At 66.1% G+C, this 23,456-nt stretch carries 26 protein-coding genes, 1 tRNA gene, 1 other RNA gene and 1 pseudogene; 17 read left to right on the forward strand and 12 right to left on the reverse strand.

Going from position 1 to position 23,456, the window contains the following annotated elements; genetic code table 11:
- Nucleotides 1-34 precede the first annotated feature (34 nt).
- Both J3E64_RS15220 and map read right to left on the reverse strand, forming a co-directional pair.
- Nucleotides 35-373 (reverse strand): P-II family nitrogen regulator, encoded by a 339-nt coding sequence (locus J3E64_RS15220; RefSeq protein WP_253343883.1) that lies wholly within the window; start codon nt 371-373, stop codon nt 35-37.
- 240 nt (nt 374-613) lie between these two features.
- Nucleotides 614-1,441 carry a type I methionyl aminopeptidase gene (map, locus tag J3E64_RS15225; RefSeq protein ID WP_253343884.1) on the reverse strand — a complete coding sequence of 276 codons (828 nt, stop codon included), beginning with the start codon at nt 1,439-1,441 and terminating at the stop codon, nt 614-616.
- Nucleotides 1,442-1,530: 89 nt separating this feature from the next.
- Here map and J3E64_RS15230 point away from each other — a divergent pair, with 89 nt between their 5' ends.
- The gene (locus J3E64_RS15230) at nt 1,531-2,292 is read left to right on the forward strand and encodes a molybdopterin-binding protein (protein ID WP_253344002.1); all 762 of its coding nucleotides are present in this window, start codon (nt 1,531-1,533) and stop codon (nt 2,290-2,292) included.
- Here the strand turns inward: J3E64_RS15230 and J3E64_RS15235 are convergent.
- The 4 genes and pseudogenes from J3E64_RS15235 to rpiB form a co-directional block, all read right to left on the reverse strand.
- A pseudogene (locus J3E64_RS15235) lies at nt 2,293-2,997 on the reverse strand (RNA methyltransferase); the annotation flags it as partial.
- 1 nt (nt 2,998) lies between these two features.
- A complete protein-coding gene (nrdR, locus tag J3E64_RS15240) occupies nt 2,999-3,460 on the reverse strand; it encodes a transcriptional regulator NrdR (RefSeq protein ID WP_253343886.1) in 462 nt (153 codons plus the stop codon).
- Between the two features lie 6 nt (nt 3,461-3,466).
- Entirely contained in the window at nt 3,467-4,774 is a 1,308-nt protein-coding gene (glyA, locus tag J3E64_RS15245; protein ID WP_253343887.1) for a serine hydroxymethyltransferase, read from the reverse strand.
- Between the two features lie 12 nt (nt 4,775-4,786).
- A complete protein-coding gene (gene rpiB, locus J3E64_RS15250; RefSeq protein ID WP_253343888.1) occupies nt 4,787-5,224 on the reverse strand; it encodes a ribose 5-phosphate isomerase B in 438 nt (145 codons plus the stop codon).
- Between the two features lie 102 nt (nt 5,225-5,326).
- On the opposite strand from rpiB, the gene J3E64_RS15255 reads away from it, so the two are divergent.
- Nucleotides 5,327-5,494, forward strand: a complete 168-nt coding sequence (locus J3E64_RS15255) for an LPXTG cell wall anchor domain-containing protein (protein ID WP_253343889.1) — start codon at nt 5,327-5,329, stop codon at nt 5,492-5,494.
- 58 nt (nt 5,495-5,552) lie between these two features.
- Nucleotides 5,553-5,924 (forward strand): VOC family protein, encoded by a 372-nt coding sequence (locus J3E64_RS15260; RefSeq protein WP_253343890.1) that lies wholly within the window; start codon nt 5,553-5,555, stop codon nt 5,922-5,924.
- A 22-nt stretch (nt 5,925-5,946) separates the two neighbouring features.
- Here the strand turns inward: J3E64_RS15260 and J3E64_RS15265 are convergent, their stop codons facing one another.
- A complete protein-coding gene (locus J3E64_RS15265; RefSeq protein WP_155186460.1) occupies nt 5,947-6,603 on the reverse strand; it encodes an alpha/beta hydrolase in 657 nt (218 codons plus the stop codon).
- Nucleotides 6,604-6,742: 139 nt separating this feature from the next.
- Between J3E64_RS15265 and J3E64_RS15270 the strand changes: the two genes are divergently transcribed.
- From J3E64_RS15270 to blaSGM, 4 genes are read left to right on the forward strand one after another with little or no spacing between them, the layout of a single operon-like run.
- Complete coding sequence (locus tag J3E64_RS15270) at nt 6,743-7,774, forward strand: cysteine desulfurase family protein (protein WP_253344003.1); 1,032 nt, start codon at nt 6,743-6,745, stop codon at nt 7,772-7,774.
- Complete coding sequence (locus J3E64_RS15275) at nt 7,771-8,859, forward strand: cysteine desulfurase family protein (protein WP_253343891.1); 1,089 nt, start codon at nt 7,771-7,773, stop codon at nt 8,857-8,859. Before J3E64_RS15270 ends, J3E64_RS15275 begins: the two co-directional genes overlap by 4 nt.
- Nucleotides 8,860-8,877: 18 nt before the next feature.
- A complete protein-coding gene (locus J3E64_RS15280) occupies nt 8,878-9,213 on the forward strand; it encodes a 2Fe-2S iron-sulfur cluster-binding protein (RefSeq protein ID WP_253343892.1) in 336 nt (111 codons plus the stop codon).
- 19 nt (nt 9,214-9,232) lie between these two features.
- Nucleotides 9,233-10,189 carry an SGM family class A beta-lactamase gene (blaSGM, locus tag J3E64_RS15285; RefSeq protein WP_253343893.1) on the forward strand — a complete coding sequence of 319 codons (957 nt, stop codon included), beginning with the start codon at nt 9,233-9,235 and terminating at the stop codon, nt 10,187-10,189.
- A 10-nt stretch (nt 10,190-10,199) separates the two neighbouring features.
- On the opposite strand, the gene J3E64_RS15290 is transcribed toward blaSGM, so the two are convergent.
- Nucleotides 10,200-10,853: a glutathione S-transferase family protein gene (locus J3E64_RS15290; RefSeq protein WP_253343894.1), complete on the reverse strand. Its 654-nt coding sequence runs from the start codon at nt 10,851-10,853 to the stop codon at nt 10,200-10,202.
- Nucleotides 10,854-10,940: 87 nt separating this feature from the next.
- Here J3E64_RS15290 and J3E64_RS15295 point away from each other — a divergent pair, with 87 nt between their 5' ends.
- From J3E64_RS15295 to J3E64_RS15340, 10 genes are all read left to right on the forward strand, one after another.
- Nucleotides 10,941-11,456 (forward strand): helix-turn-helix domain-containing protein, encoded by a 516-nt coding sequence (locus tag J3E64_RS15295; protein WP_253343895.1) that lies wholly within the window; start codon nt 10,941-10,943, stop codon nt 11,454-11,456.
- A gap of 56 nt (nt 11,457-11,512) precedes the next feature.
- Nucleotides 11,513-11,610, forward strand: an RNA gene (ffs, locus tag J3E64_RS15300) — signal recognition particle sRNA small type.
- A 52-nt stretch (nt 11,611-11,662) separates the two neighbouring features.
- Nucleotides 11,663-13,282: a DNA polymerase III subunit gamma/tau gene (locus J3E64_RS15305; RefSeq protein WP_253343896.1), complete on the forward strand. Its 1,620-nt coding sequence runs from the start codon at nt 11,663-11,665 to the stop codon at nt 13,280-13,282.
- Complete coding sequence (locus J3E64_RS15310; RefSeq protein WP_253343897.1) at nt 13,279-13,602, forward strand: YbaB/EbfC family nucleoid-associated protein; 324 nt, start codon at nt 13,279-13,281, stop codon at nt 13,600-13,602. Before J3E64_RS15305 ends, J3E64_RS15310 begins: the two co-directional genes overlap by 4 nt.
- A 136-nt stretch (nt 13,603-13,738) precedes the next feature.
- Nucleotides 13,739-16,135, forward strand: coding sequence for an endopeptidase La (gene lon, locus J3E64_RS15315; RefSeq protein WP_253343898.1), 2,397 nt, complete (start codon nt 13,739-13,741; stop codon nt 16,133-16,135).
- A gap of 180 nt (nt 16,136-16,315) precedes the next feature.
- Nucleotides 16,316-16,588, forward strand: a complete 273-nt coding sequence (locus tag J3E64_RS15320; RefSeq protein ID WP_088185291.1) for an HU family DNA-binding protein — start codon at nt 16,316-16,318, stop codon at nt 16,586-16,588.
- 205 nt (nt 16,589-16,793) lie between these two features.
- Nucleotides 16,794-17,372, forward strand: a complete 579-nt coding sequence (locus J3E64_RS15325) for a septal ring lytic transglycosylase RlpA family protein (protein ID WP_253344004.1) — start codon at nt 16,794-16,796, stop codon at nt 17,370-17,372.
- A 92-nt stretch (nt 17,373-17,464) separates the two neighbouring features.
- Nucleotides 17,465-17,541 (forward strand) — tRNA-His (locus J3E64_RS15330).
- 64 nt (nt 17,542-17,605) lie between these two features.
- Complete coding sequence (gene hisI, locus J3E64_RS15335; protein ID WP_253343899.1) at nt 17,606-17,977, forward strand: phosphoribosyl-AMP cyclohydrolase; 372 nt, start codon at nt 17,606-17,608, stop codon at nt 17,975-17,977.
- A complete protein-coding gene (locus tag J3E64_RS15340) occupies nt 17,964-18,494 on the forward strand; it encodes a hypothetical protein (RefSeq protein ID WP_253343900.1) in 531 nt (176 codons plus the stop codon). The genes hisI and J3E64_RS15340 overlap by 14 nt, the downstream gene beginning before the upstream one ends.
- A 13-nt stretch (nt 18,495-18,507) precedes the next feature.
- Here the strand turns inward: J3E64_RS15340 and J3E64_RS15345 are convergent, their stop codons facing one another.
- The 4 genes from J3E64_RS15345 to J3E64_RS15360 all read right to left on the reverse strand — a co-directional run bounded on the left by J3E64_RS15345 (nt 18,508) and on the right by J3E64_RS15360 (nt 23,455).
- On the reverse strand, nt 18,508-19,134 hold the full coding sequence (locus tag J3E64_RS15345; protein WP_253343901.1) for a YitT family protein: 627 nt from the start codon (nt 19,132-19,134) through the stop codon (nt 18,508-18,510).
- 91 nt (nt 19,135-19,225) lie between these two features.
- Nucleotides 19,226-20,365 carry an aspartyl/asparaginyl beta-hydroxylase domain-containing protein gene (locus J3E64_RS15350; RefSeq protein WP_253343902.1) on the reverse strand — a complete coding sequence of 380 codons (1,140 nt, stop codon included), beginning with the start codon at nt 20,363-20,365 and terminating at the stop codon, nt 19,226-19,228.
- Nucleotides 20,366-20,423: 58 nt separating this feature from the next.
- Nucleotides 20,424-21,134, reverse strand: coding sequence for a L,D-transpeptidase family protein (locus J3E64_RS15355; protein ID WP_253343903.1), 711 nt, complete (start codon nt 21,132-21,134; stop codon nt 20,424-20,426).
- A gap of 47 nt (nt 21,135-21,181) precedes the next feature.
- Nucleotides 21,182-23,455, reverse strand: a complete 2,274-nt coding sequence (locus J3E64_RS15360; RefSeq protein ID WP_253343904.1) for an NADP-dependent malic enzyme — start codon at nt 23,453-23,455, stop codon at nt 21,182-21,184.
- Between the last annotated feature and the right edge of the window lies 1 nt (nt 23,456).

The raw sequence follows: 23,456 nt of genomic DNA on the forward strand, positions 1-23,456 counted from the left end.
CCCCCGTCGGCCGGCGGTTCTCGTCACGCGAAACTCAGATGGCGTCGCTGTCGCGCTCGCCGGTACGGATGCGAACTGCGCCTTCGATGTTGGAAATGAAGATCTTGCCGTCGCCGATTCGGCCGGTCTGGGCGGCGGCGCTGATCGCTTCGACGACGCGGTCGGCCAGCGACGAGTCGACCACGACTTCCAGCTTCACCTTGGGCAGGAAGTCGACCACATATTCGGCGCCGCGATAGAGCTCGGTATGTCCCTTCTGTCGGCCAAAGCCCTTGGCTTCCGTCACGGTGATACCTGAAACGCCGACTTCGTGCAGTGCTTCCTTGACCTCGTCCAGCTTGAACGGCTTGATGATCGCTTCGATCTTTTTCATCGTTTCATTCCCAACTCAAGACGCGTGCAAAATGCGGGCGCGACCCGCATTCCCTCTCCTAGAGCAACGATCGTCATGCCCCCCGAGACACCCGCCGTCGCTCTTAACAATCAATTACCGTGCCAAATGGCGAATCGCTAGGACTTGCTTTCGGCGATGCAGCAATCTTTGTCCATATTGCTCGGATTCCGGGCATTTTTCCATCATCCTGCTCAATATTTAGGCAGCATGGTTACGGTTTCAGCCATAAGGCGGCGCGTCCAGTCCCAGCGGACTTTTCGTGAAGATTTCGCATCCCGTGTCGGTGATGCCGATGCTGTGCTCGAACTGCGCCGACAGGGTGCGATCGCGCGTCACCGCGGTCCATCCGTCGTCCAGCATCTTTACGCCCGGCTTTCCGATGTTGATCATCGGTTCGATGGTGAAGAACATGCCGGGCCGCAATTCTGGCCCGGTGCCCGGACGACCGATATGGACGACCTCCGGGCTGTCGTGGAAGACCTGTCCCAGCCCGTGCCCGCAAAAGTCCCGCACCACGCCATAGCGATGCCGCTCCGCATGGCGCTGGATGGCATGGCCGATATCGCCCAGCCTGTTGCCGGGCTTCGCCTGCTCGATGCCCAGCATCAGGCATTCATAGGTGACCTCGACCAGCCGCCGCGCCTTGATGGAGGGTTCTCCGCACAGATACATGCGGCTGCTGTCGCCGTGCCAGCCGTCCACCTGCGGCGTCACGTCGATATTCAATATGTCACCGTCGCGCAGCCGTGTGTCGCCCGGAATGCCGTGGCAGATCACGTTGTTCAGGCTGATGCAGCAGCTGTGCGTATAGCCGCGATAGCCCAGCGTCGCGGGAACGCCGCCACCATCCAGCGTCATCCGGCGCACAATGTCGTCCAGTTCGCCCGTGGTGACGCCCGGCACCACATGCGGCACCAGCGCGTCCAGTATCTCTGCGGCCAGCCGCCCGGCCTTGCGCATGCCGGCAAAGCCGCTCTCGCCATATAATTTGATCGCCTGGGATCGGGAAACGGGCGCGTCCGCCGTCATGGTCATATATTCGGTCATGACCCCGACTATAGGACGCCGCCTGCAAGAATGCGAGGGGGCGAGAGGACGGGCTAGGCATGATCGGCGCGGAAGGCTATGGGCGGGGCATGGCCGATCCCAACCGCATCTGGACCGCAGCGCTGATCGTGATCGGCGACGAGATATTGTCGGGACGCACCCAGGACAGGAATGTCGCGCAGATCGCGACCTGGCTGAACGTCCAGGGCATACGCCTGCGCGAGGTGCGGGTCGTGGCCGATGACAGCGGCGCGATCGTGGAGGCCGTCAACACATTGCGCGCGCGGAACGATTATCTGTTCACGACCGGCGGCATCGGGCCCACGCATGACGACATTACCGTCGACGCGATCGCCGACGCGCTGGGCGTCGGCGTGGTTGTGCATGATGACGCGCGGGCGATGCTGGCGGGCTATTACGACACGCGCGGCGGCCTGACCGAGGCGCGGCTGCGCATGGCGCGGGTTCCCGAAGGCGCCAGCCTGATCGAAAACCGCATGTCCGGCGCGCCCGGCATCCGGCATGGCAACATCTTCATCATGGCCGGCGTGCCGCACATCACGGCCGGTATGCTGGAAGCGCTGACCGGCAGGCTGGAGGGCGGCTTGCCGCTGCTGTCCGCAACGCTGGGCTGCTGGGTCGCGGAAAGCGAGATCGCAGACCTGCTCGGCGACGTCGAAAGGGCGCATGACGGGTGCCAGATCGGCTCCTATCCGTTTTTTCGGGAGGGGCGGGTCGGGGCCAATTTCGTCGTTCGGTCGACGGATGCGGAGCGGCTTGACGCCTGCATGGCGGCGCTCGGCGAGGGGCTGGCGCGTGGCGGCTGGCCGCCGGTGCCGGGCGGCATCTGATCAGCGCGCGCGCGGATTGCCCAGGGCAGACAGCACGCCGCGCAGCGTGCGCACTTCCAGATGGTTCCAGCCCGGCTTGGTCAGCAGGTTGCGCAGCGTTCGCTTCGTCGCGGGTGCGCGGTCGGGCGGGAAGAAATAGCCCGCGCCCTCCAGCAGCGTCTCGAACTGGTCGATCATGCCTTCCAGCTCGTCCTGCGGCGCCGGTTCGCCAAGGTCGGTGACGGTCGGCTGTTCCAGCGATGCCTGCTTGGACCATTCATAGGCGCACAGGATCACGGCCTGCGCCAGGTTGAGCGAACCGAAGTCCGGATTGATCGGCACCGTCAAAATCTTGCGGGCCAGCGCCACATCCTCGGTTTCCAGCCCCGACCGTTCGGGACCGAAGACGATGGCGCTGCGGCCCTGCGCGCCATGGATCTCGCGCGCCGCCGCGTCGGGTGTGACGACCGGCTTGGTGACGCCCCGCTTGCGCACGGTCGTCGCATAGACATGCGCGCAATCGGCCACCGCCTCCGCCAGCGTATCGAAGACCTGCGCTTCGTCCAGCACGCTGTCCGCCCCGGCCGCCGACGGCCCGGCATCGGGGTTTGGCCAGCCGTCCCGCGGGCTCACCAGCCGCATCTCGGTCAGCCCGAAATTCAGCATCGCGCGCGCGGCCTTGCCGATATTCTCGCCCAGTTGCGGACGAACCAGCACGATGACGGGCCTATTCACGCCCCACCGCCTTTACCGTGCCGGCGAAATCCTCGAAATCCTTGGCGTCGGTGAAATCCTTGTAGACGCTGGCGAAGCGGATATAGGCGACGCTGTCCAGGCGCTTGAGCCCTTCCATCACCATTTCGCCGATGGCGCGCGCCGGCACCTCGCTGTCGCCGCTGGTTTCCAACTGGCGCTGGATGCCGGAAATCAGCTTTTCGATCCGGCTGGGGTCGATCGGTCGCTTGCGGCAGGCGATGCCGATGGACCGGGCCAGCTTGTCGCGCTCGAACGCTTCCTTGCGACCTTCGCTCTTCACCACCCATATGTCGCGCAACTGGATGCGTTCGAATGTGGTAAAGCGCGCGCCGCACGCCTCGCACTGGCGGCGACGGCGGATGGCGGCGCCATCCTCCGTCGGCCGGCTGTCCTTCACCTGGCTGTCTTCGTGGGAACAGAAGGGGCAGCGCAAGGGCGGTCAGTCCTGATAGATCGGAAAACGCGCGGTCAGGCCCAGCACCTTTTCGCGGACATGCTGCTCGACCTGGCCGTCACCCTCTTCGCCGTTGCGCTTCAGCCCTTCCACCACTTCGGCGATCAGGCGTCCGATCTCGCGGAATTCCGCCTCGCCAAAGCCGCGCGTCGTGCCGGCCGGCGTGCCCAGCCGGACGCCGGACGTGACGAAGGGGCTGGCCGTGTCGAACGGGACGTTGTTCTTGTTGCAGGTGATGTAGGCGCGGTCGAGCGCCTTTTCCGCCGCCTTGCCGGTCGTGTTCTTCGCCCGCAGGTCGACCAGCATCAGGTGATTGTCGGTGCCGCCGGATACGATCGACAGGCCGGCGTCGGCCAGCGTCTCGGCCAGCGCCTTGGCATTGGCGACGATCTGGTGGGCATAGGCCTTGAACTCGGGAGTCAGCGCTTCCTTGAACGCCACCGCCTTCGCGGCGATGATGTGCATCAGCGGGCCGCCCTGGAGCCCCGGGAAGATCGCGCTGTTCAGCTTCTTGGCGATCGCCTCGTCATTGCTGAGGATGATGCCGGAGCGGGGACCACGCAGCGACTTGTGCGTGGTGGTCGTGGTGACATGGGCGTGGGGCACGGGCGACGGGTGCGCGCCGCCGGCGACAAGGCCGGAAAAGTGCGACATGTCGGCCAGCAGATAGGCACCGACCTCGTCCGCGATCTCGCGGAACCGCTTGAAGTCCCAGACCCGCGAATAGGCGGTGCCGCCGCAGATGATCAACTTGGGCTTGCACTCCCGCGCGATGCGCGCGACTTCGTCCATGTCGATCAGGTGATCGTCGGCGCGCACGCCATAGGGCACCGGGTTGAACCACTTGCCGCTCATGTTGACCGGCGATCCGTGGGTCAGGTGGCCGCCCGACGACAGGTCGAGTCCCATGAAGGTATCGCCCGGCTGAAGCAGCGCCAGGAACACCGCCTGGTTCATCTGGCTGCCGCTGTTGGGCTGGACATTGGCGAACTGCGCGCCGAACAGTTTTTTCGCGCGCTCGATCGCCAGCGTTTCGACGACATCGGCATATTCACAGCCGCCATAATAGCGCTTGCCCGGATACCCCTCCGCATATTTGTTGGTGAAGATCGATCCCGCGGCCTCCAGCACCGCCTTCGACACGATGTTTTCCGACGCGATCAGTTCGATCTTGTCCTGCTGGCGCTTCAGTTCCCTGCCGATCGCGTCGAAGATTTCGGGGTCCGCGCTGGCAAGCGATTCGTTGAAGAAACCGTCCTGACGGATGGCTGGGCTAAGGGTGTCGATGCTCATCCGAATATCCTTTCAGAGCGCGGGCTGGGTCAGTTTCTCGACGCGGCCGGCATGGCGGCCTCCGCCGAAATCGGTGGTCAGGAATGCGGCGAGGCACGCCTTGGCCATGTCGACGCCGGTCAGGCGCGCGCCCATGGCGATGACGTTGGCGTCGTTATGTTCGCGCGCCAGCGCGGCCGACAGCGGCTCGCCCACCAGCGCACAGCGGCAGGCCGGGTTGCGGTTGACCGCGATGGAAATGCCGATGCCCGATCCGCACAGGGCGATGCCGCGTTCGGCGCCGCCGGATGCGACAGCTGCTGCCAGCTTGTACCCGTAATCGGGATAATCGACGCGGTCGGCGGTGGCCGGCCCCAGGTCCTGGACCGCATGCCCTTCGTCGCGCAGCCACTGCGCAAGCTCTGCCTTCAGGTCGACGGCGGCATGATCGGAAGCGATGGCGATTTTCATGACGGCAAAATCCTTCACCGTTCGGGGTGATTCGGGTTGGGCGCCTCATAAGGGCAGCCGCGCCAGATTGCCACCATGGACCGGCGGTCCTATGGACGGGGCATGACCGGAACCATCATGTCCATCCTCATGCTGGCGGGCGTCCTGCTGACTGGCGCGGGCCTTTATGCGGTGATCAGGCGGCGCGACCGCAAGCGCGGAACGCTGATGATCCTCGCCGGCCTGGTGATGTTCGGCAATGTGGCGATCGCGACCGTGCCGATCCACTAGGCTTTCCCGGCGCGCCGGTGCATAGGGTTCGGGCATTACGCAGATGAAAGGAGAGACGATGGCGGCACTGACATATTGCACCGTGGGGTCCAACCGGATCGAGGAGGCCAAGGTCTTTTACGACGGGGTGCTGGCGCTGGTCGGCCTGTCTGGCATGCATGATTCGCCGCGTGGGCGCATCTACGGCCGTGACGGCGGTTTCAGCTTCGGCGTGCTGACGCCCTATGACGGCAACGCGGCCAGCGTCGGCAACGGCTCCATGTTCTCCTTCGCCTGCGACAGCCGGGACGAGGTCGATGCGCTCCATGCCAAGGCGATATCGCTGGGCGGCGCGTGCGAGGGCGCGCCCGGCGAACGGCAACCGGGCGCTTATTTCTCATATTTCCGCGATCTGGATGGCAACAAGCTCTGCGCCTACTGCATCGGCTGACGCGTTTTGGTTCGCCGATCTGTCAGCGGATCGGCGAATCCGGCGACAGGCGCATGTCGAGATAATTGTCGACCGACTTCATCAGCTGATCCAGCTCATGCTCGAAAAAGTGGTTCGCGCCGCGAATCTCGTCATGATGGATGGTGATGCCCTTCTGCGTGCGCAGCTTGTCGACCAGCTTCTGCACCGCGCTCGCGGTCACGACCTCGTCCGACGTGCCCTGCACGATGATGCCGGAGGATGGGCAGGGCGCCAGGAACGAGAAATCATACATGTTGGCGGGCGGCGCGACCGAGATGAAGCCACGAATTTCCGGCCTGCGCATCAGCAGTTGCATGCCGATCCAGGCGCCGAAGGAAAATCCGGCGATCCATGTGGTCTGCGCTTCGGGGTGAAAGCTCTGCACCCAGTCCAGCGCGGCGGCGGCATCGGACAGTTCGCCGATGCCGTTGTCGAACGTGCCCTGGCTGCGGCCCACGCCCCGGAAATTGAAGCGCAGCACTGCGAAACCACGCTTCACGAAGGTCTTGTACAGCGCCTGCGTGATGCGGTCGTTCATCGTGCCGCCGCCTTGCGGATGCGGGTGCAAGATCATGGCGACGGGCGCGCGCGGGCGGGGTGGGGGGCTGAAACGGCCTTCGAGACGGCCTTCGGGTCCGGGGAAAATGACGTCGGGCATGACACCTGTTATCGTTCTGGGCCGCGTGACAGCGGCGGGAAAGCGGATCGTGCGCGTGCCAAGGCTGGCGCTGGCGCTGCGGGACAGACCGCCTATATAGAAGCCGCCGCCATTTCCGCAATCAATGAGTAACGCCCGCTTGGTCGCCGAGAGACTTTATCTGGATCATGCCGCCACGACCCCGGTGCTGCCGGACGCGCGGGCGGCGATGGCGGCGGCGCTGGAGCATTGGGCCAACCCGTCGAGCCCGCATGGCGACGGCCGCGCCGCGCGCGCGGCGCTGGAGCATGCGCGCGGGAAAATCTGCGCGGCGCTGGGCTGGGACGGCCATGTCCTCTTCACCTCGGGCGCTACGGAAGCGATCGCGATCGGCATCGGTCGCGCCCGGGTGAAGCGGGTCGCAACGTCCCCGGTCGAACATGACGCCGTACTGCGCGTGACCGGGCATGCCGACCGGCTGGCGGTGGACGCCAACGGCATGGTGCGCGAATTCGATGGGCGCGGCGGGTTGCTGGCCATCCAGCATGTCAACAATGAAACCGGCGTCATCCAGCCGCTGGACGGCATCTGCCGCGGCGGTGCCATCCTGTTCGCCGATTGCGCCCAGAGCGCGGCGAAGCTGCCGCTGCCCGATGCCGACATGATCGCGATCAGCGCGCACAAGTTTGGCGGCCCGCCGGGCATCGGCGCCCTGCTGGTCCGCGATCTCGCCTTGCTGGAGGCGTCCGGCGGGCAGGAACAGGGGTATCGCGCCGGGACGGAAAACCTGCCCGCCGTGCTGGGCATGGCGGCGGCGCTGGCGGCGTGTACGGACTGGCTGCCGCGCGCGGCGGCGTTGCGTGCGATGCTGGACGCGGGGATCGATGCCGCCGGCGGACAGGTCGTCGCCCGCGACGCGCCCCGCATCCCCACCATCGCCAGCTACCGCATGCCCGGCGTGTCGGCGCGGGCGCAGCTCATCCGGTTCGACATGGCGGGCATATCCGTATCGGCGGGCAGCGCCTGCTCATCGGGCTCGCTGCGTACCAGCCATGTGCTGGGCGCGATGGGCTGGAGCGACGCCGAGGCAGGCGAGGTGATCCGGGTCAGCTTCGGCCCCGGCACGCGGGAAGAGGATATAAGCCGTTTCCTGCTGGAATGGGCAGCCATGGCAGAGCGCGGCGGGCGATGATCTATCTCGACTATCAGGCGACGACGCCGCTCGCTCCCGAAGCCTTCGACGCCATGGCGCCGTTGCTGCGAGACCAGTTCGCCAACCCGCACAGTGCCCACCGGCCCGGCCGCGCCATGGCGGCGCAGGTCGAACTGGCGCGCGATGCGGTCGGCGCGCTGCTGCCACCGGGCGGTCGCACCATCTTCACCTCCGGTGCGACCGAAGCGCTCAACATCGCGATCCAGGGCGCGCCGCTAGGCGCCATCGTCACCATCGCCACCGAACATGCCGCGGTGCTGGACACGGTGCAGGCGCTGGGACGATCCGGCCGGGCCGTGACCCTGCTGCCGGTGGACGCCGACGGCATCGTCGACATGGACGCCGCCACCCGGGCAATCGGCCCGGGGGTTGCGCTGGTGGCGGCAATGCTCGTCAATAACGAGATCGGCGTCGTCCAGCCGGTCGAGCAGCTTGCCGCGCTGGCGCGCCGGGCGGGCGCTTTGTTCCTGTGCGACGCGGTGCAGGGCTATGGCCGCGTGCCCATCCCCGACAGCTGCGACATGATCGCCATCAGCGCGCACAAGGTTCACGGGCCCAAGGGCATCGGCGCGCTATGGCTGCGCGACGGCGTGGACCCTGCGCCGCTGCTGCATGGCGGCGGGCAGGAGGGCGGCCTGCGGTCGGGAACGCTGTCGCCCGCGCTGTGCGCCGGTTTCGGCGTCGCCGCCCGACTGATGCGCGACAGGGCGGACAGCGACCGGGCGCATGTGGAAAGCCTTGCAGCGCTGGCGCAGGGCCTGTTCGCCGACTGGCGACTCAACGGCAGCGCGGCGCATCGCTATCCCGGCAACCTCAACATCCGGCGCGACGGCATTGATGGCGCAAGATTGCTGTCCGATTGCAGAAATCTCGCTTTTTCCCTCGGAAGCGCTTGCGCTAGCGGGTCGGGGCGGCCTAGCCATGTGTTGCGGGCACTGGGACTTACAGATGTTCAGGCACGCGGGTCGGTACGGATCGGCTTCGGCCGCTATACCACGCATGAGGAACTGGAGAGGGCGGCAAAGGCATTGAACAGGGCGGCAGCCGCACAAGCGGCGCCGTAAAAAGGGAGCGTCGCATCAATGACCAGGATCACATTCATCAGCGCTGACGGCGAACGGCGTCAGGACGTGGATGCGCCGGTCGGCGCCGTCCTGCTGGATGTCGCGCAAGCGGCCGGAATGCCGCTTGAGGGGACGTGCGAGGGACAAATGGCCTGCTCCACCTGTCATGTGATCGTGGACGCGGCGGATTTCGCCCGGCTGCCGCGCGCGAGCGAGGATGAGGAAGACATGCTGGATCTGGCCGCCGGCGCGACACGCACCAGCCGTCTGTCTTGCCAGATCGTGCTGGACGCGGCGATCGAAAGCCTGACCGTCCGCATTCCCGGGGAATTCTACAATATGCAGGGCATGTGATCAGCCGATGAAACGCCTGATGATCGTTGTTGCGCTCGCGGGGCTGCTGGCCGCGCCGTCGTCGGCCGCCGACAGGCAGAAGACATCGGCGAAGGAACCGGTGCCCACCGGGAACCTCAATTCCCTGATGCCGGCCGCCCCGCGCTATCTGGTGCCCCAGTCGGCGCTCGAGCAGGTGCGCAACCCCAAGACGATCGAGGAAGACACGGGCGGGCGGCTGGGCGTGGCGCTCGTCGACAGTCGCGGGGCGCTGTTGATCGGCTTCAACCGGGATGATCGCTTCGCCATGTGCTCGACGTTCAAGGCGCCGCTCGCAGCCGCGGTGCTGCTGGGTGCGGAAGCCGGCAAGTTCGGGCTGGAAGGCGAATTGTCCTTCGGCAAGGACGACATCCTCGATTACGCCCCCGTCGTGAAAAAGAACCGCAAGCGCGGCCGCATGAGCATGGCCGAACTGGCGCAGGCGGCGGTGGAGGTGAGCGACAACAGTGCCGCGAACATCCTGCTGCCGATGCTGGGCGGGCCGCCGGGCCTGACCGCCTTCATGCGCGCCCATGGCGACAACGTTACCCGGCTCGACCGCGACGAACCGACCCTCAACGAGAATGCGCAGGGTGACATGCGCGACACCACCAGCCCGGCGGCGATGGCTGGCCTGATGGCGCGGCTGCTGTTCCGCGATCTCAAGCCGGAAAGCGCCGACAGGCTGCGCGCCTGGCTCAACGCCAGCAGCACCGGTGACCACCGCATCAAGGCGGGACTGCCGGAAGGCTGGACCTCGGGCAGCAAGACCGGCACCTGCGGCACCGCCTATAATGACGTGGCGCTGGTGAAATCGCCGGCGGGCGACGAATATCTCCTGGCCATCTATCTCGACCGCCCCACGGTCGACGCGAAGAAGGCCGAAGCGGCTATCGCGGAAACGGCCGCCGCCGCGCTCGACTTCGTCAACCGGGCGCAGAAAAGCGGCCTGGAATGACAGGCCTTCCTCAGTCGCGGTCGGGTGCGCCCAGCGGAAAATAGGACCGATAGGGGCGTCCCTCATCGACTGCCCGCGCGACCGAGGGCCGTGCCAGCAGGCGCGCCCGGTAGGATCGCACGGTGGGGAAGTCGGGGGCGATCGGATGGACCCAGTCGGCGTAGAAAAGCGACGGCGCCGCTGCACAGTCGGCGATCGAAAAATCCGCGCCCGTGGCCCAGGTCCGTCCGGACAGGCGCTGCTCCAGCCAGGCATAGGCGGTATCCAGCGCCTCGCGCGTCCTGCCCATCACCTCGTCCATTCGTGTCGCATCCGGGCGCAGGGCCTCGTTCACGGGCTGCTGCATCGGCGTCATCACATGATTGTCGAAAAACCGGTCCAGGAATCGCGCCTCCAGCGCCACGACGGGGTCTTCCGGCACCATGCGAACCCGGCCGGGCCGATGCTGGTCCAGATATTCGATGATGACGCTGGATTCCGCGATGGCCCGGTCTCCGTCGGTCAGGACGGGGAATTGCCCCAGCGGCCAGAGTGCCAGCCGTTCGGCATCCGCGCCCGCCTCTTCCAGGTGGCGATACCGGAAGGGAATGTCCCTTTCCCACAGCGCGATCAATACCTTCTGGCAATAGGATGAGAATGGGTGGGAATAGAGGGTCAGCGGCATGGCGGCATCCTTCCATCTGATTGCTATTTGCAAGTGGTTGCGGCCTACCGATTCCGATCCTATTTTGCAAGCAGAAGGAGGCGGCACGTGAAGGACGCATGCCGGTCGGGATGCCCGATCAATCTGACGCTGGAAACACTGGGCGACCGCTGGAGCCTGATCGTCATCCGGGACATCATCTTCGGAGACCGGCGGCGCTATCGCGAATTGCTGACCCGGTCGGAAGAAGGCATCGCCTCGAACATTCTGGCCGACCGGCTTAAACGGCTGATGGCGGCGGGCCTGCTTACCAGGGCGGGCGATCCCGGGCACCGGCAGAGCGCGATCTACAGCCTGACCGAACCGGCGATCCAGCTTGTGCCGCTGCTTGCGCAGATGGCGGCCTGGGGGCGCCACCACAGGCCGGCATCGCCGGAATTGTCGGTTCGTGCCCGATTGCTCGAAGAGGGCGGGCCGTGCCTGTGGGCCGCGTTGATGGCGGAACTGCGCGCGCGCCACCTCGACGGGGTGCCGGGCCAATCCCATGTGCTGGCGGGGCTGCAACAGGCCTATGAGCAGGCACGGGCCGCGGACGGCGCCCCTGTCTCGACGGCGCCCGCATGATCGGCGGGCGTTCAGGACGCCCCTTGCCAACCCATCCCCCTTTCGCCATATGCCGCCGCGGGAGTCGGGCGGGCGTGACCGTCGCGAACCTGGTCAGGTCCTGGCGGAAGCAGCCACAGTGATTTCGTCACGGGTCGTTCCGGCTCCCACCCTTGCAACCGCATCCGGCTTCGACAATCCTTGCCCGACCGGCTAGGACTTTATCCATGTCCGATTCCCCGCAGCCCTATCGCGTCCTCGCGCGCAAATATCGCCCGCGCAGCTTTCGCGAACTTATCGGGCAGGATGCGATGGTCCAGACGCTGGGCAATGCGATCCGGCGCGGACGGTTGGCGCACGCCTTCCTGATGACCGGGGTGCGCGGGGTCGGCAAGACGTCGACCGCGCGCCTGATTGCGAAGGCGCTGAACTGCATCGGCCCGGACGGGCAGGGCGGCCCGACCATCGATCCGTGCGGCGTGTGCGAACCGTGCGTCGCCATTGCCGAGGGGCGTCATATCGACGTGGTGGAAATGGACGCCGCCAGCCATACCGGCGTCGACGACGTGCGCGAGATCATTGAGGCGGTGCGCTATGCCGCCGTATCCGCGCGCTACAAGATCTATATCATCGACGAAGTCCATATGCTTTCCAAGAACGCCTTCAACGCGCTGTTGAAGACGCTGGAGGAGCCGCCCGCCCATGTGAAATTCCTGTTCGCCACGACCGAGGTGAACAAGGTGCCGGTCACGGTGCTGTCGCGCTGCCAGCGGTTCGACCTGCGCCGCATCCCGGCCGATCTGCTGTCGGCCCATTTCAGCCGGGTGGTCGAGGCGGAAGGGGTGGCGGCCGAGCCCGACGCGCTGGCGCTGATCGCCCAGGCGGCCGAAGGGTCGGCGCGCGACGGTCTTTCGATCCTCGATCAGGCGATCGCCCATGCCGAAATGGGCGAGGGTGCGCCCGTCGTCACCGCCGGACAGGTGCGCGACATGCTGGGCCTGTCCGATCGCGGTGCGACCCGGCGCCTGCTCGCGCTGCTGCTGGAAGGCGAAACCGCGCCCCTGCTGGCCGCCGTCCGCGATCAATATGCGCTGGGCGTGGAGCCGCTGTCATTGATGCGCGGCCTTCTGGAACTGGTCCATGCGGTGACGTTGGTGAAGGCGGGGCGCGACATCGTCAGCCCCGGACAGTCTGTGGAGGAGCGCGAATTGCTGGCCGAATGGGCGGCACAGATCGGCTTCGCCGCGCTGCATCGCCTGTGGCAGCTTCTGCTGAAGGGGCATGATGAGGTTCAGGGCGCCGTCCTGCCGATCGAAAGCTGCGAGATGGCGCTGCTGCGCGTGATGCATGCGGCCTCCATGCCCGATCCCGGCGAACTCGCGCGGTTGCTTCGTGAGGGCGCGGGCGTCCCGGCGACTGTCGCTTCCGGCGCGGCTGCGACCCCGGCGGGACCGGCCGACACGCCGGTCGCCCGGCTTCCCGGCACGATCGAGGCGCTGGTCGAACTGCTGCGCGATGCCAGCAAATGGACGCTGGCCGAACATCTGCACGACTGCGGCGCGCTCATCGCCCTGGCGCCGCCGGAACTGACCCTGCGCCTCACCAGCCCCTGGGGCGGCGGCGATTTCTTCCGCGATCTGGCGCAGGCGCTCAAGGCGGCGACCGGCGTCGCCTGGCAGGTGCGCGAGGGACGCGAAGAGGGGCAGCCCACGCTGCTGGCGCGTGAGCAGGTCGCGCAGGCGGCCGAGCGCGACGCGATATTCGAAACCCCGGTGGTCAAGGCGGCGATGGCTGCCTTCCCCGACGCCGACCTGGATCAGGTCGAACAATGGAGTACAGGACAGTGAAGGACTTGAACGAAATCCTCAGCATGGCGGGCCGCGTGCAGGAGGAACTTCAGCGCGCGCAGGACAATCTGGACAAGCTGGAGGTGGAGGGCGTCGCCGGTGGCGGGCTGGTCAGGGTCAAGGCATCGGCCAAGGGCCGGATCATTGGCGTCTCGATCGACGAAAGCCTGCTGGCGCCGAGTGAAAAGCAGATATTGGAGGATCTTGTCACCGCCGCCTTCAACGACGCCCGCAAAAAGGCGGACGAGACCAGCAATGCGGAAATGGGCAAGATGACCGCCGGCCTGCCGCTGCCGCCGGGCTTCAAGCTGCCCTTCTGACCGGGGTGACGGGGGCGATCACCCCTTGTTCATCGTTGCGGCAATATGACAGTGGCCGATTGATTGGCCCGGCGGGCATCCCCATAAAGGCGATGAATCGTAATGATGGGCCGTCAGGCTTGGCCCCGGAGATGGAATGACAGTGCAATATCCCCTTCTTCCCCTGCGCGACATCGTCGTATTTCCGCAGATGATCGTGCCGCTCTTCGTCGGGCGCGACAAGAGCGTGGCGGCGCTGGAAGCCGCGATGGAGGGCAACAAGGAAATCTTCCTGGTGTCGCAGCTCGATCCGGCGGAGGACGATCCGGCCCGAGATTCCCTTTACGACACCGGTGTTGTCGCTGTTGTTCTGCAATTGCTCAAGCTGCCCGACGGCACGGTGCGCGTTCTGGTGGAAGGCAAGCATCGCGCCCTGCTCGATGGCATGGAAGCCGCCGGCGCCTATCTGGTCGCCGACGTGTCGACGATTGACGAGGTCGAGGCGGAGGGGGTCGAGGCCGCGGCGCTGATGCGATCGGTGGCGGAGCAGTTCGAAAACTACGCCAAGCTCAACAAGAAGCTGCCGGCCGAAACGCCGGTGCAGCTGCGCGAGATCGAGGATGCGGGCCGGCTGGCCGACGCGGTCGCCGCCAACATCAACGTCAAGGTTGCCGACAAGCAGTCGCTGCTGGTCGAGGCCGATCCGGTCAAGCGGCTGGAAATGGTGTTCGCCTTCATGGAAGGCGAACTGGGCGTGCTTCAGGTGGAAAAGAAGATCCGGGGCCGCGTGAAGCGGCAGATGGAAAAGACCCAGCGCGAATATTATCTGAACGAGCAGCTGAAGGCGATCCAGCGCGAACTGGGCAATGGCGAGGGCGAGGAAGGCGACGAACTCGCCGAACTGACCGAGAAGATCGCCAAGACCAAGCTGAGCAAGGAAGCGCGCGCCAAGGCGACGGCAGAGCTCAAGAAGCTCAAGGCCATGCAGCCCATGTCCGCCGAAGCGACCGTCGTGCGCAACTATCTCGACGTGCTGCTCGGCCTGCCCTGGGGCAAGAAGGGCAAGGTCAAGAATGACCTGAAGCGGGCGCAGGCGATCCTGGACGAGGATCATTTCGCGCTGGAGAAGGTCAAGGACCGGATCGTCGAATATCTGGCCGTGCAGGCCCGCACCAACAAGCTCAAGGGGCCGATCCTGTGCCTCGTCGGCCCTCCGGGCGTCGGCAAGACCTCGCTCGGCCGGTCGATCGCGAAGGCCACGGGCCGCGAATTCGTGCGCCAGTCGCTGGGCGGCGTGCGCGACGAAGCGGAAATTCGCGGACACCGGCGCACCTATATCGGTTCGCTGCCGGGCAAGATCGTGACCAACCTCAAGAAGGCGGGGACGATGAACCCGCTGTTCCTGCTCGACGAGATCGACAAGCTGGGCCAGGATTTCCGCGGCGATCCGGCTTCGGCGCTGCTGGAGGTGCTCGATCCCGAACAGAACAGCAAGTTCCAGGATCATTATCTCGAAATCGACGTCGATCTTTCCGACGTCATGTTCGTGACGACCGCCAACTCGCTGAATTTGCCGCAGCCCTTGCTCGACCGCATGGAGATCATTCGGCTGGAAGGCTATACCGAGGACGAGAAGGTCGAAATTGCGCAGCGCCACCTTCTGCCCAAGCAGGTCGATGCCCATGGCCTGAAGGATGACGAATTCGAAGTGACCGAGGCCGCCGTCCGCGACCTCATTCGCTATTACACGCGGGAAGCAGGGGTCCGCACGCTGGAGCGCGAAATCGCGCGGCTGGCGCGCAAGGCGCTGCGCAGGATTCTTGAAGATGTGTATGAAAAGATCGTCATAACCCCCGAAAATCTGGCAGAGTTCGCGGGTGTGCGCAAATTCCGCCATGGCGTTGGCGAGGATGAGAACCAGATCGGCGCCGTCACCGGACTGGCCTGGACCGAAGTGGGCGGCGAATTGCTGACCATCGAGGCGGTGACCGTGCCCGGCAAGGGCGCGATCAAGACGACCGGCAAGCTGGGCGAGGTCATGAACGAATCGGTCCAGGCGGCCTTTTCCTACGTGAAGGCGCGCTCGCCGGGCTATGGGATCAAGCCCAGCCTGTTCAATCGCAAGGATATTCACATCCACCTGCCGGAAGGCGCCGTGCCGAAGGACGGCCCATCGGCGGGAATCGGCATGGTGACCACCATCGTTTCGACGCTGACCGGAATCCCCGTGCACAAGGATGTCGCGATGACCGGCGAGGTGACGTTGCGCGGACGGGTGCTGCCGATCGGCGGGCTGAAGGAAAAACTGCTCGCTGCCCTGCGCGGCGGCATCAAGACGGTGCTCATTCCGCAGGAGAACGAAAAGGATCTTGCGGAAATCCCGGCCAATATCCGGGAGGGGCTGGATATCATTCCGGTCGCGCATGTGGACGAGGTGCTGGCCCGCGCGCTGGTTTCCGTACCGGAAGCCATCACATGGACGGAAGAGGATGATCTGGCGGCGCAGCCCAGCGCGACGGCCGGCCGCGATGCGGATCCTTCGCTGCGGCACTGACCGAAAGCCGGAGGGGATATCTCCTCCGGTTTACACCGCAATCGCACATGTGAACCCAATTTTTCGGCGAAGCTCGTAGGTTCGTCGCTTTCCCTTTGACAGGCGCAGGAAAGCGCGCCTTTATGCCGGCCCTACGCCGCGATTCCTAACCAACCAACAGCACAAGGGGGTTCCCAAGGCATGAACAAGCAGGATCTGATCAGCGCGGTTGCTGAAAGCAGCGGCCTTAGCAAGAATGACGCGACCAAGGCGGTCGAGGGCGTGTTCGACGCCATCACCGGCGCGCTGAAGAAGGGCGACGAGGTTCGCCTGGTCGGTTTCGGCACTTTCTCGGTTTCTCAGCGCAAGGCTTCGACCGGCCGCAATCCGCGCACCGGCGAAACCATGACGATCAAGGCTTCGACGCAGCCGAAGTTCAAGGCCGGCAAGGGCCTGAAGGACTCGGTCAACTAACCGAACGGGGTGCGGTGCGTACGGCACCGTGCCCCGTCGCTTCCGGTTCGTGATCGCGCGTAAAGAGTTTTAGGAGAGGAAGGCGAGCCGCGCGTTCGGCATCGCCGGGAACTTCGAAGGGGTGAAAGCGGCTGCGCTTTCGCCCCTTTTTCATGTGCCCGCGGTGCGCGACGGGATTCCCTCTGGCGTCCGTTCGGCCTATGGCATGGCGATGAACGCAGCGATGATGAGAACAGGGCGCGCCGCCTGGGCGATCATGGCCCTGGCCGCGAGCGCCTGCGGCGGCGGTCAGTACCGCCCCGTGCGCGACACGCCGGTCCGGATCGGCCCGCCCTATGCCGTGCGTGGCGTCACCTATGTTCCGGCCGCCGATCCGGCCTATGACATGCTCGGCTATGCCAGCTGGTACGGGTCGGAATCGGGTAGCCGCACCGCCAATGGCGAGAGGTTTCGGGCGAAATGGGTTACCGCCGCGCACACGACGCTGCCGCTGCCCAGCTATGTCGAGGTGACGGCGCTCGATACCGGCCGGACTATCCTTGTGCGGGTGAACGATCGCGGTCCCTTTGCCGGGCGCGGGCGGATCATCGACCTGTCGCGCGGTGCCGCAGATGCGCTGGGCGTGCGGGCGCAGGGACATGTGGCGGTGCGGGTGCGGCTGGTCGATCCACCGGAAAAGGACCGCGCGCGCCTGCGCAAGGGCGACGCCGCGCGCGAACGGCCGCGCGTCGATGAACGGACGCTCGCCAATCTGCGGGCGCAGTTGCGCGCGGCGGGGCTTTGATCGCGGGAAATTCCATGGTCTGGCCTTTGCCCGCTTGACGCGCGGGGATGGCCCGCATATGTGCCCACTTCTCGCGGGACATGCCCGCCGTGGCGATCGTAGCTCAGTTGGTTAGAGCGCCGGTTTGTGGTACCGGAGGTCGTGGGTTCGGATCCCATCGGTCGCCCCATTTTCCTGTTTTTCGGCGATGTTCGGGGCTTCGCAGCGGCACCAATGCTCTTTATAGGGCACGCATGACCGACGCGCGCGACACGGGGCTGGTCCTCGATCCGAAATTTGACGAGCAGGGGCTGATCACCGCCGTCGTGACCGATGCGGGTAACGGCGACGTGCTGATGGTCGCGCATATGAATGCGGAGGCGCTGCGCCTGACCATGGAGACCGGGCTGGCCCATTTCTGGTCGCGCAGCCGGCAGGCATTGTGGAAGAAGGGCGAGACGTCGGGCAACATGCTGTCGGTCCGCGACCTGCGGATCGATTGCGATCAGGATGCGGTCTGGGTGAAGGCGGCGCCCGCCGGCCCTGCATGCCATACCGGCGCGCGCACCTGCTTCTTTCGGCGCGTCGGGACGGACGGGCTGTCGGCCGTCGATGCGGCTGACTAGCCTGCTTTTCTGCCTGATGCTGGCGGCGTGCCAGCGGCCCCAGGATCCCGATGACGGCGGGGCGGTCAGTCATGATCCGCCCGCGTCGGGCCTGGAGCGCGCGGCGATAGCGAGCGGGGCCATTCCTGACGCCAGCCGTATCTCCCCGGTCGGCCTGTTTCAGCGGCGGCACGAAGCCGGCCGCGACGCGCTGTGCATCATTCCCACCCAGGGCGGGCAATTCGGCTTCGGTCTGGAAGCAGTGTTCGGCGAGCAGCCCAATTGCCGCGGGCATGGCGTCGCGCGCCGCGCCGGCGACAAGCTGATTCTCAGTTTCCGGGGCGGGGACAGATGCATCATCGTCGCCCAATATGACGGCGACCGGATTGCGCTGCCCGGCGTGGTCGACATGGCATGCGCAGACCTGTGCGACGGACGCGGGTCGCTGGAGGGGGTAAGCTTCCCGCGCATAGCCGGCGATGCCGCCAGTGCCCTGCGCGCGCGCGACCGGGATGGCGACCCCCTCTGCGCGCCTTGACCCGCGTGCGGGGTCAATGGCCGATATAGCGGCCGGGCCGGTGGTTCACCACCAGCACGGCGTTGATCGCGGCGGCGGACAGGATCGACAGACCGAACCGGTTGAGGCTGATCAGCGGCAATGACGCCAGCAGGATCAGCAGGTCGCACGCCATCTGCGTTCGCCCGGCATTCCATCCGCGCGATTTCTGGAGGATCAGCGCCACGACGCCCACGCCGCCCACGCCCGCCCCGTGCCGCGCCATTGCCAATATGCCGAACCCGATGATCGATCCGCCGAACAGTGCGGCGAACAGGGGACTGACCTGCGCGATCCGCAGCGCGGCGGGCATGGAGAGGCCCAGCACCATGATGCCGATATTGGCGAACAGGGTCTTGAACCCGAACGCCAGCCCCATGGACCGCCCGCCGAACAGAAAGAAGGGAATGTTGATCAGGATGAACAGCGTCGCCGGTGACCAGGGGACGATGTAGGATATCAGCAGCGCGATGCCCGCCATGCCGCCGGTGACCAGGCTCGCCTGCTTCAGCAACATCAGCCCCATGGCGATGAACGCGCAACCGATGATGATCGCATAGCCGTCCTCGGCCAGGCTGTGGGGACGGGCGGCGGCGGGTTGGGCGGACAGGAGAGAGGACATACGAGATTCCGGAAAGTGGCGAGCGCCCGCCGGCCATCCTCTCGTCTTTGTTTCGCTCCTTACCGATCCCGCACGCCGGAGGAAAGCGTCATCAATTCTGCGCGTCGACCCCGCCGGGGCCGTAGGTGTCGATGGCCTGAAACAGCCGGCTCAGCGCGTCGCGCTCCTCGATGCCGATTTCCGGACGCCATGTCTCGAACAACAGGACCACGCGCGTATGGGCGCTTCGATTCCAGGCCTCATGCTCGATGCTGTCGTCGAATATCAGCATCTCGCCCATGCGCCATGCGCGCGTTTCTGCGCCGACGCGCAGGCTGCACCCCTCCGGCGCCATCAGCGGCAGGTGGCAGATCAGCCGCGTGTTGAGCAGGCCGTGATGTGGTGCGATATGGGTCCCGGGTTTCAGCAGCGACCAGAGCGCGATGGGCGACCGCCCGGCGATGACCGGCATGGGCGCCTTGTCCAGTGCCGCCATGACGGCCGGGCACCGCTGCGCATTATCGGCTACCGGACCGCCGTTCCGCCAGAAATAATGCGCGCCCCAGCTCGGATCGTCGCGCAACGGATTGTTGGGCGCCGGTCGATCCGGTGCACTCTCGACATAGGGTGCGAAATCCTGTTCCTCGGCAAGGACCGCCTTCAGTTCCGCGACGATCGCATCGGTCATCGCCTCGACGGGCGCCACCCAATCGAATTCGTCGCGCTCATAATAGGCGCGCTGCGGCAGGCCGGGAAAATAGAACATGCTGGGTTGTTGCAGATAGAGTTCGGCCTTGCCGAGCAGCAGGTTCGTCGCATGAACGATGCGGGGCAGGGCGGGCAAGCCGGCAATGGCCTGCGTCAGATGGTCCTCGAACCGCCGGCTCGATTCGGCGACCCGGGTCTGCGCCTGCTGGAGCAGGGAATGCAACTGCGGTGGTGCGCCCGTTGCCGTCGCCTGTGCCAGCGCGGCGCGGAAAAAGCTCATGGCGGCGCGCTCGTCGGCCCGTCGCAAGGCGTTCTGCCCCATGGCGAGCAGCGCCGGCAGGTGGCGCGGATCGACATCCAGCAGCGTGCGCAACGCGGCCGCTTCCCCGTCCAGATTGCCGTCGCGGCTATGGGCCTGTGCCAGCAGCATCGGCGGCGCGCTGGTCATGCTGCCGATCGCGGCGAGCGCGCTTTTCGCGTCGCCCCGCTGCAATGCTGCCAGCGCGGCTTCCTGCAATGCCCTGTCGCTGGTCGGATCGCTCATCGTTCCGCTCTATCGCTCCCGCGCGGGCCGCGGTAGCCCCCAATCGCGCGGCGCGGGATCAGCCGCCCACCTGCGCCTTGCTGACGTCCAGCCGCTTGCCGTTGGTGATGACGACGATGTCGCCCGGTTTCGTCACGCCGAACAGCTTCTTTGCAAAGGGGACGGGCACGCCGATGCAACCATGGGTGCCCCGGCCATATTCGACGTCGCTGCCGTGGATGAACACGCCGTCGCTGGTCAGGCGCTGGGCGTAGGGCATCGGCGCGTCATAAAGGTTGGACACATGGTCGGCGTCCTTCTGCGTGATCGGGAAGGCGCCCAGCGGGCTGGGCTTGTCGGTCGCGCCATAGAGGATCACCGCCGCGCCGATCTCGTATCCGGCACGGAACACGGACAGGGTTTCGGCCCTCAGGTCGATGGTGATGATGACGGGGCCGGATGCTGGTGCGCCCTTTTCATCCCACACATAGTCGCCATGGCGGAACGGACCGTCGATCCTGAGTACGCGCTTCACGGTCAGGGCGCGTGGATCGATCGCCATGGGCTGATCGCTGCGGCGTTCGACCGGCGGGGCGACCGCCTGTGAAGGAGCGGAGACTCGGGTGGGGGCAGGGGGCGTCGTCAGCGGCGCCGGATGCGCCTCTGCCCCGTCCTGGCCGGCGGGCCGGTCGATCCAGTGCATGGCCACCAGCGCGCCGCCGCCCAGCAAAGCGCCGATCGCCAGCTTGGGGCCGGCGCTCCTTGCCACTGCCTTGATGAAGCCTGCCATGTCTATCCTCGCTTGCCGGTTGGCGCGTCAGCATAGGAGCAAAAGGTTTATGGTCCGTTTGCCCGCGCAACTTCGGCCGCGGCAATAGCGGTCAGGTTCAGGATGCCGCGAGAGGTCACGTTGGGCGTCAGCACGTGGATCGGCTTGGTCAGACCCATCAGCATCGGGCCGACCGTCGGCGAACTCGACGATGCGGACAGCGCGGTCAATGTGATGTTCGCCGCGTCCAGATTGGGCATCACCAACAGGTTGGCGGGGCCATCGAATCGGGAATCGGGAACCAGGCGGTCGCGCAACGCCTGGCTCAGCGCCGCGTCGGCATGCATTTCGCCGTCCACCGCCAGCTCGGGCGCGGCGTCGCGCACCATCTTGAACGCCTTGCGCATCTTGCGTGCGCTGGGCGTATGGGACGATCCGAAATTGGAATGGGACAGCAGGGCGACACGCGGCGTCAGTCCGAAATGGCGCAACTGCGCCGATGCCGCCAGCGTCATCTCCGCAATCTGTTCGGTGGTCGGATCGGGCACCATATGCGTGTCGGTGATGAACAAGGCGCCCGCGTCCAGGATCAGGCCCGACAGCGCATAGACGCGGCTGTTGTCGGGCGCACGGTCGATGATGCGCAGCACATGCTCTACCTGGCCCCAATATTCCGACCTCCCGCCGACCAGCGCGGCATCGACCCGTCCGGTGCGCAACAGCATGGCGGCGGTGACGCTGGGCCTGCGATAGACATGACGCAATATCTCGTCGGCTGGAACGCCCTTGCGCGCGGCTACCGCGCGATAGGCCTCGACCAGTTCGCCCATCAGCAGGTGGTCCTGCTCGGGATCGACGATTTCGACATCGGCATCCAGATCGAGCGTCAGGCCCAGATGCGGCAGCTTCTGCTCCAGGATGCGCCGCCGCGCGATCAGCACGGGGCGCACGACCCCCTCGTCCAGCGCGTCGCGTATGGCCCGCAGCACCCGGTCGTCCTCACCCTCGCCATAGGCGATGCGGCAACCGCTGCCTCGCGCGGCGTCGAATACGGGCAGCATCAACTGGCCCGACCGGCTGTTCTGTCGCATCAGGCCGCGCCGATATTCGTCCAGGTCCAGCACGCGCCGCGCGACGCCGCTCTTCATCGCGGCATCGGCGACCGCGCTTGCGATCTCGGCGATCAGGCGCGGGTCGAACGGGGTGGGGATGATATAGTCCGGCCCGAACACCAACTGGCGCCCGCCATAGGCCTGGGCAACGCTGTCATGCGCGGGCTGGCGCGCCAGGTTGGCGATGGCCTCGGCCGCAGCCGCCTTCATCGCCTCGTTGATCTGGGTCGCGCCGACGTCCAGCGCGCCGCGGAAGATGTAGGGGAAGCACAGGACATTGTTGACCTGGTTGGGATAGTCGGACCGGCCGGTGGCGATGATGGCATCGGGGCGCACCGCGCGGGCGGCCTCCGGCCGTATCTCCGGTTCGGGATTGGCGAGCGCGAAGATCAGCGGGTTGGGCGCCATCAGCGGCAGCCATTCGGGCTTCAGTACGCCTGGCGCCGACAAGCCCAGGAACAGGTTGGCACCGGGCAGCACATCGGGCAGGGTGCGCGCATTGGTGGTGCGGGCATAGCGCGCCATGTTGGGCAACATGCCCTCGCGGCCCGAATGGATGACGCCGTCCTTGTCGGTCAGCGTCACATTGTCGATCGGCAGGCCCATCGACACCAGCAGGTCTACGCAGGCCAACGCCGCCGCGCCCGCCCCCGACGTCACCAGCTTGGCGTCGGCCAGCGTCCTGCCCTGGATGACCAGGGCGTTGCGCACCGCCGCGGCCACCACGATGGCCGTGCCATGCTGGTCGTCGTGAAAGACCGGAATGTTCATCCGTTCCTTCAGTCGGGCCTCGATGGCAAAGCATTCGGGTGCCTTGATGTCTTCCAGGTTGATGCCGCCGAAGGTCGGCTCCATCAGCGCGACCGCCTCGACGAACTTGTCAGGGTCGGTCGTGTCGATCTCTATGTCGAACACGTCGATGTCGGCAAATTTCTTGAAGAGGACGGCCTTGCCCTCCATCACCGGCTTGGACGCCAGCGCGCCGATCGCGCCCAGCCCCAGCACGGCGGTGCCGTTGGAAATGACCGCGACCAGGTTTCCGCGCGCGGTATAGTCCAGCGCCTTGTCCGGATCGGCCGCTATCTCCTCGCAGGGGGCGGCAACGCCCGGCGAATAGGCCAGCGCCAGGTCGCGCTGGTTGACCATGCGCTTGGTCGGTTCGATCCTCAGCTTGCCGGGGCGGGGAAAGCGGTGATAGTCGAGCGCGGCGCGGCGGGTGTTATCGTCCATG

The organism is Sphingobium sp. OAS761, assembly GCF_024168485.1.
In the GTDB taxonomy this organism is placed as follows: domain Bacteria; phylum Pseudomonadota; class Alphaproteobacteria; order Sphingomonadales; family Sphingomonadaceae; genus Sphingobium.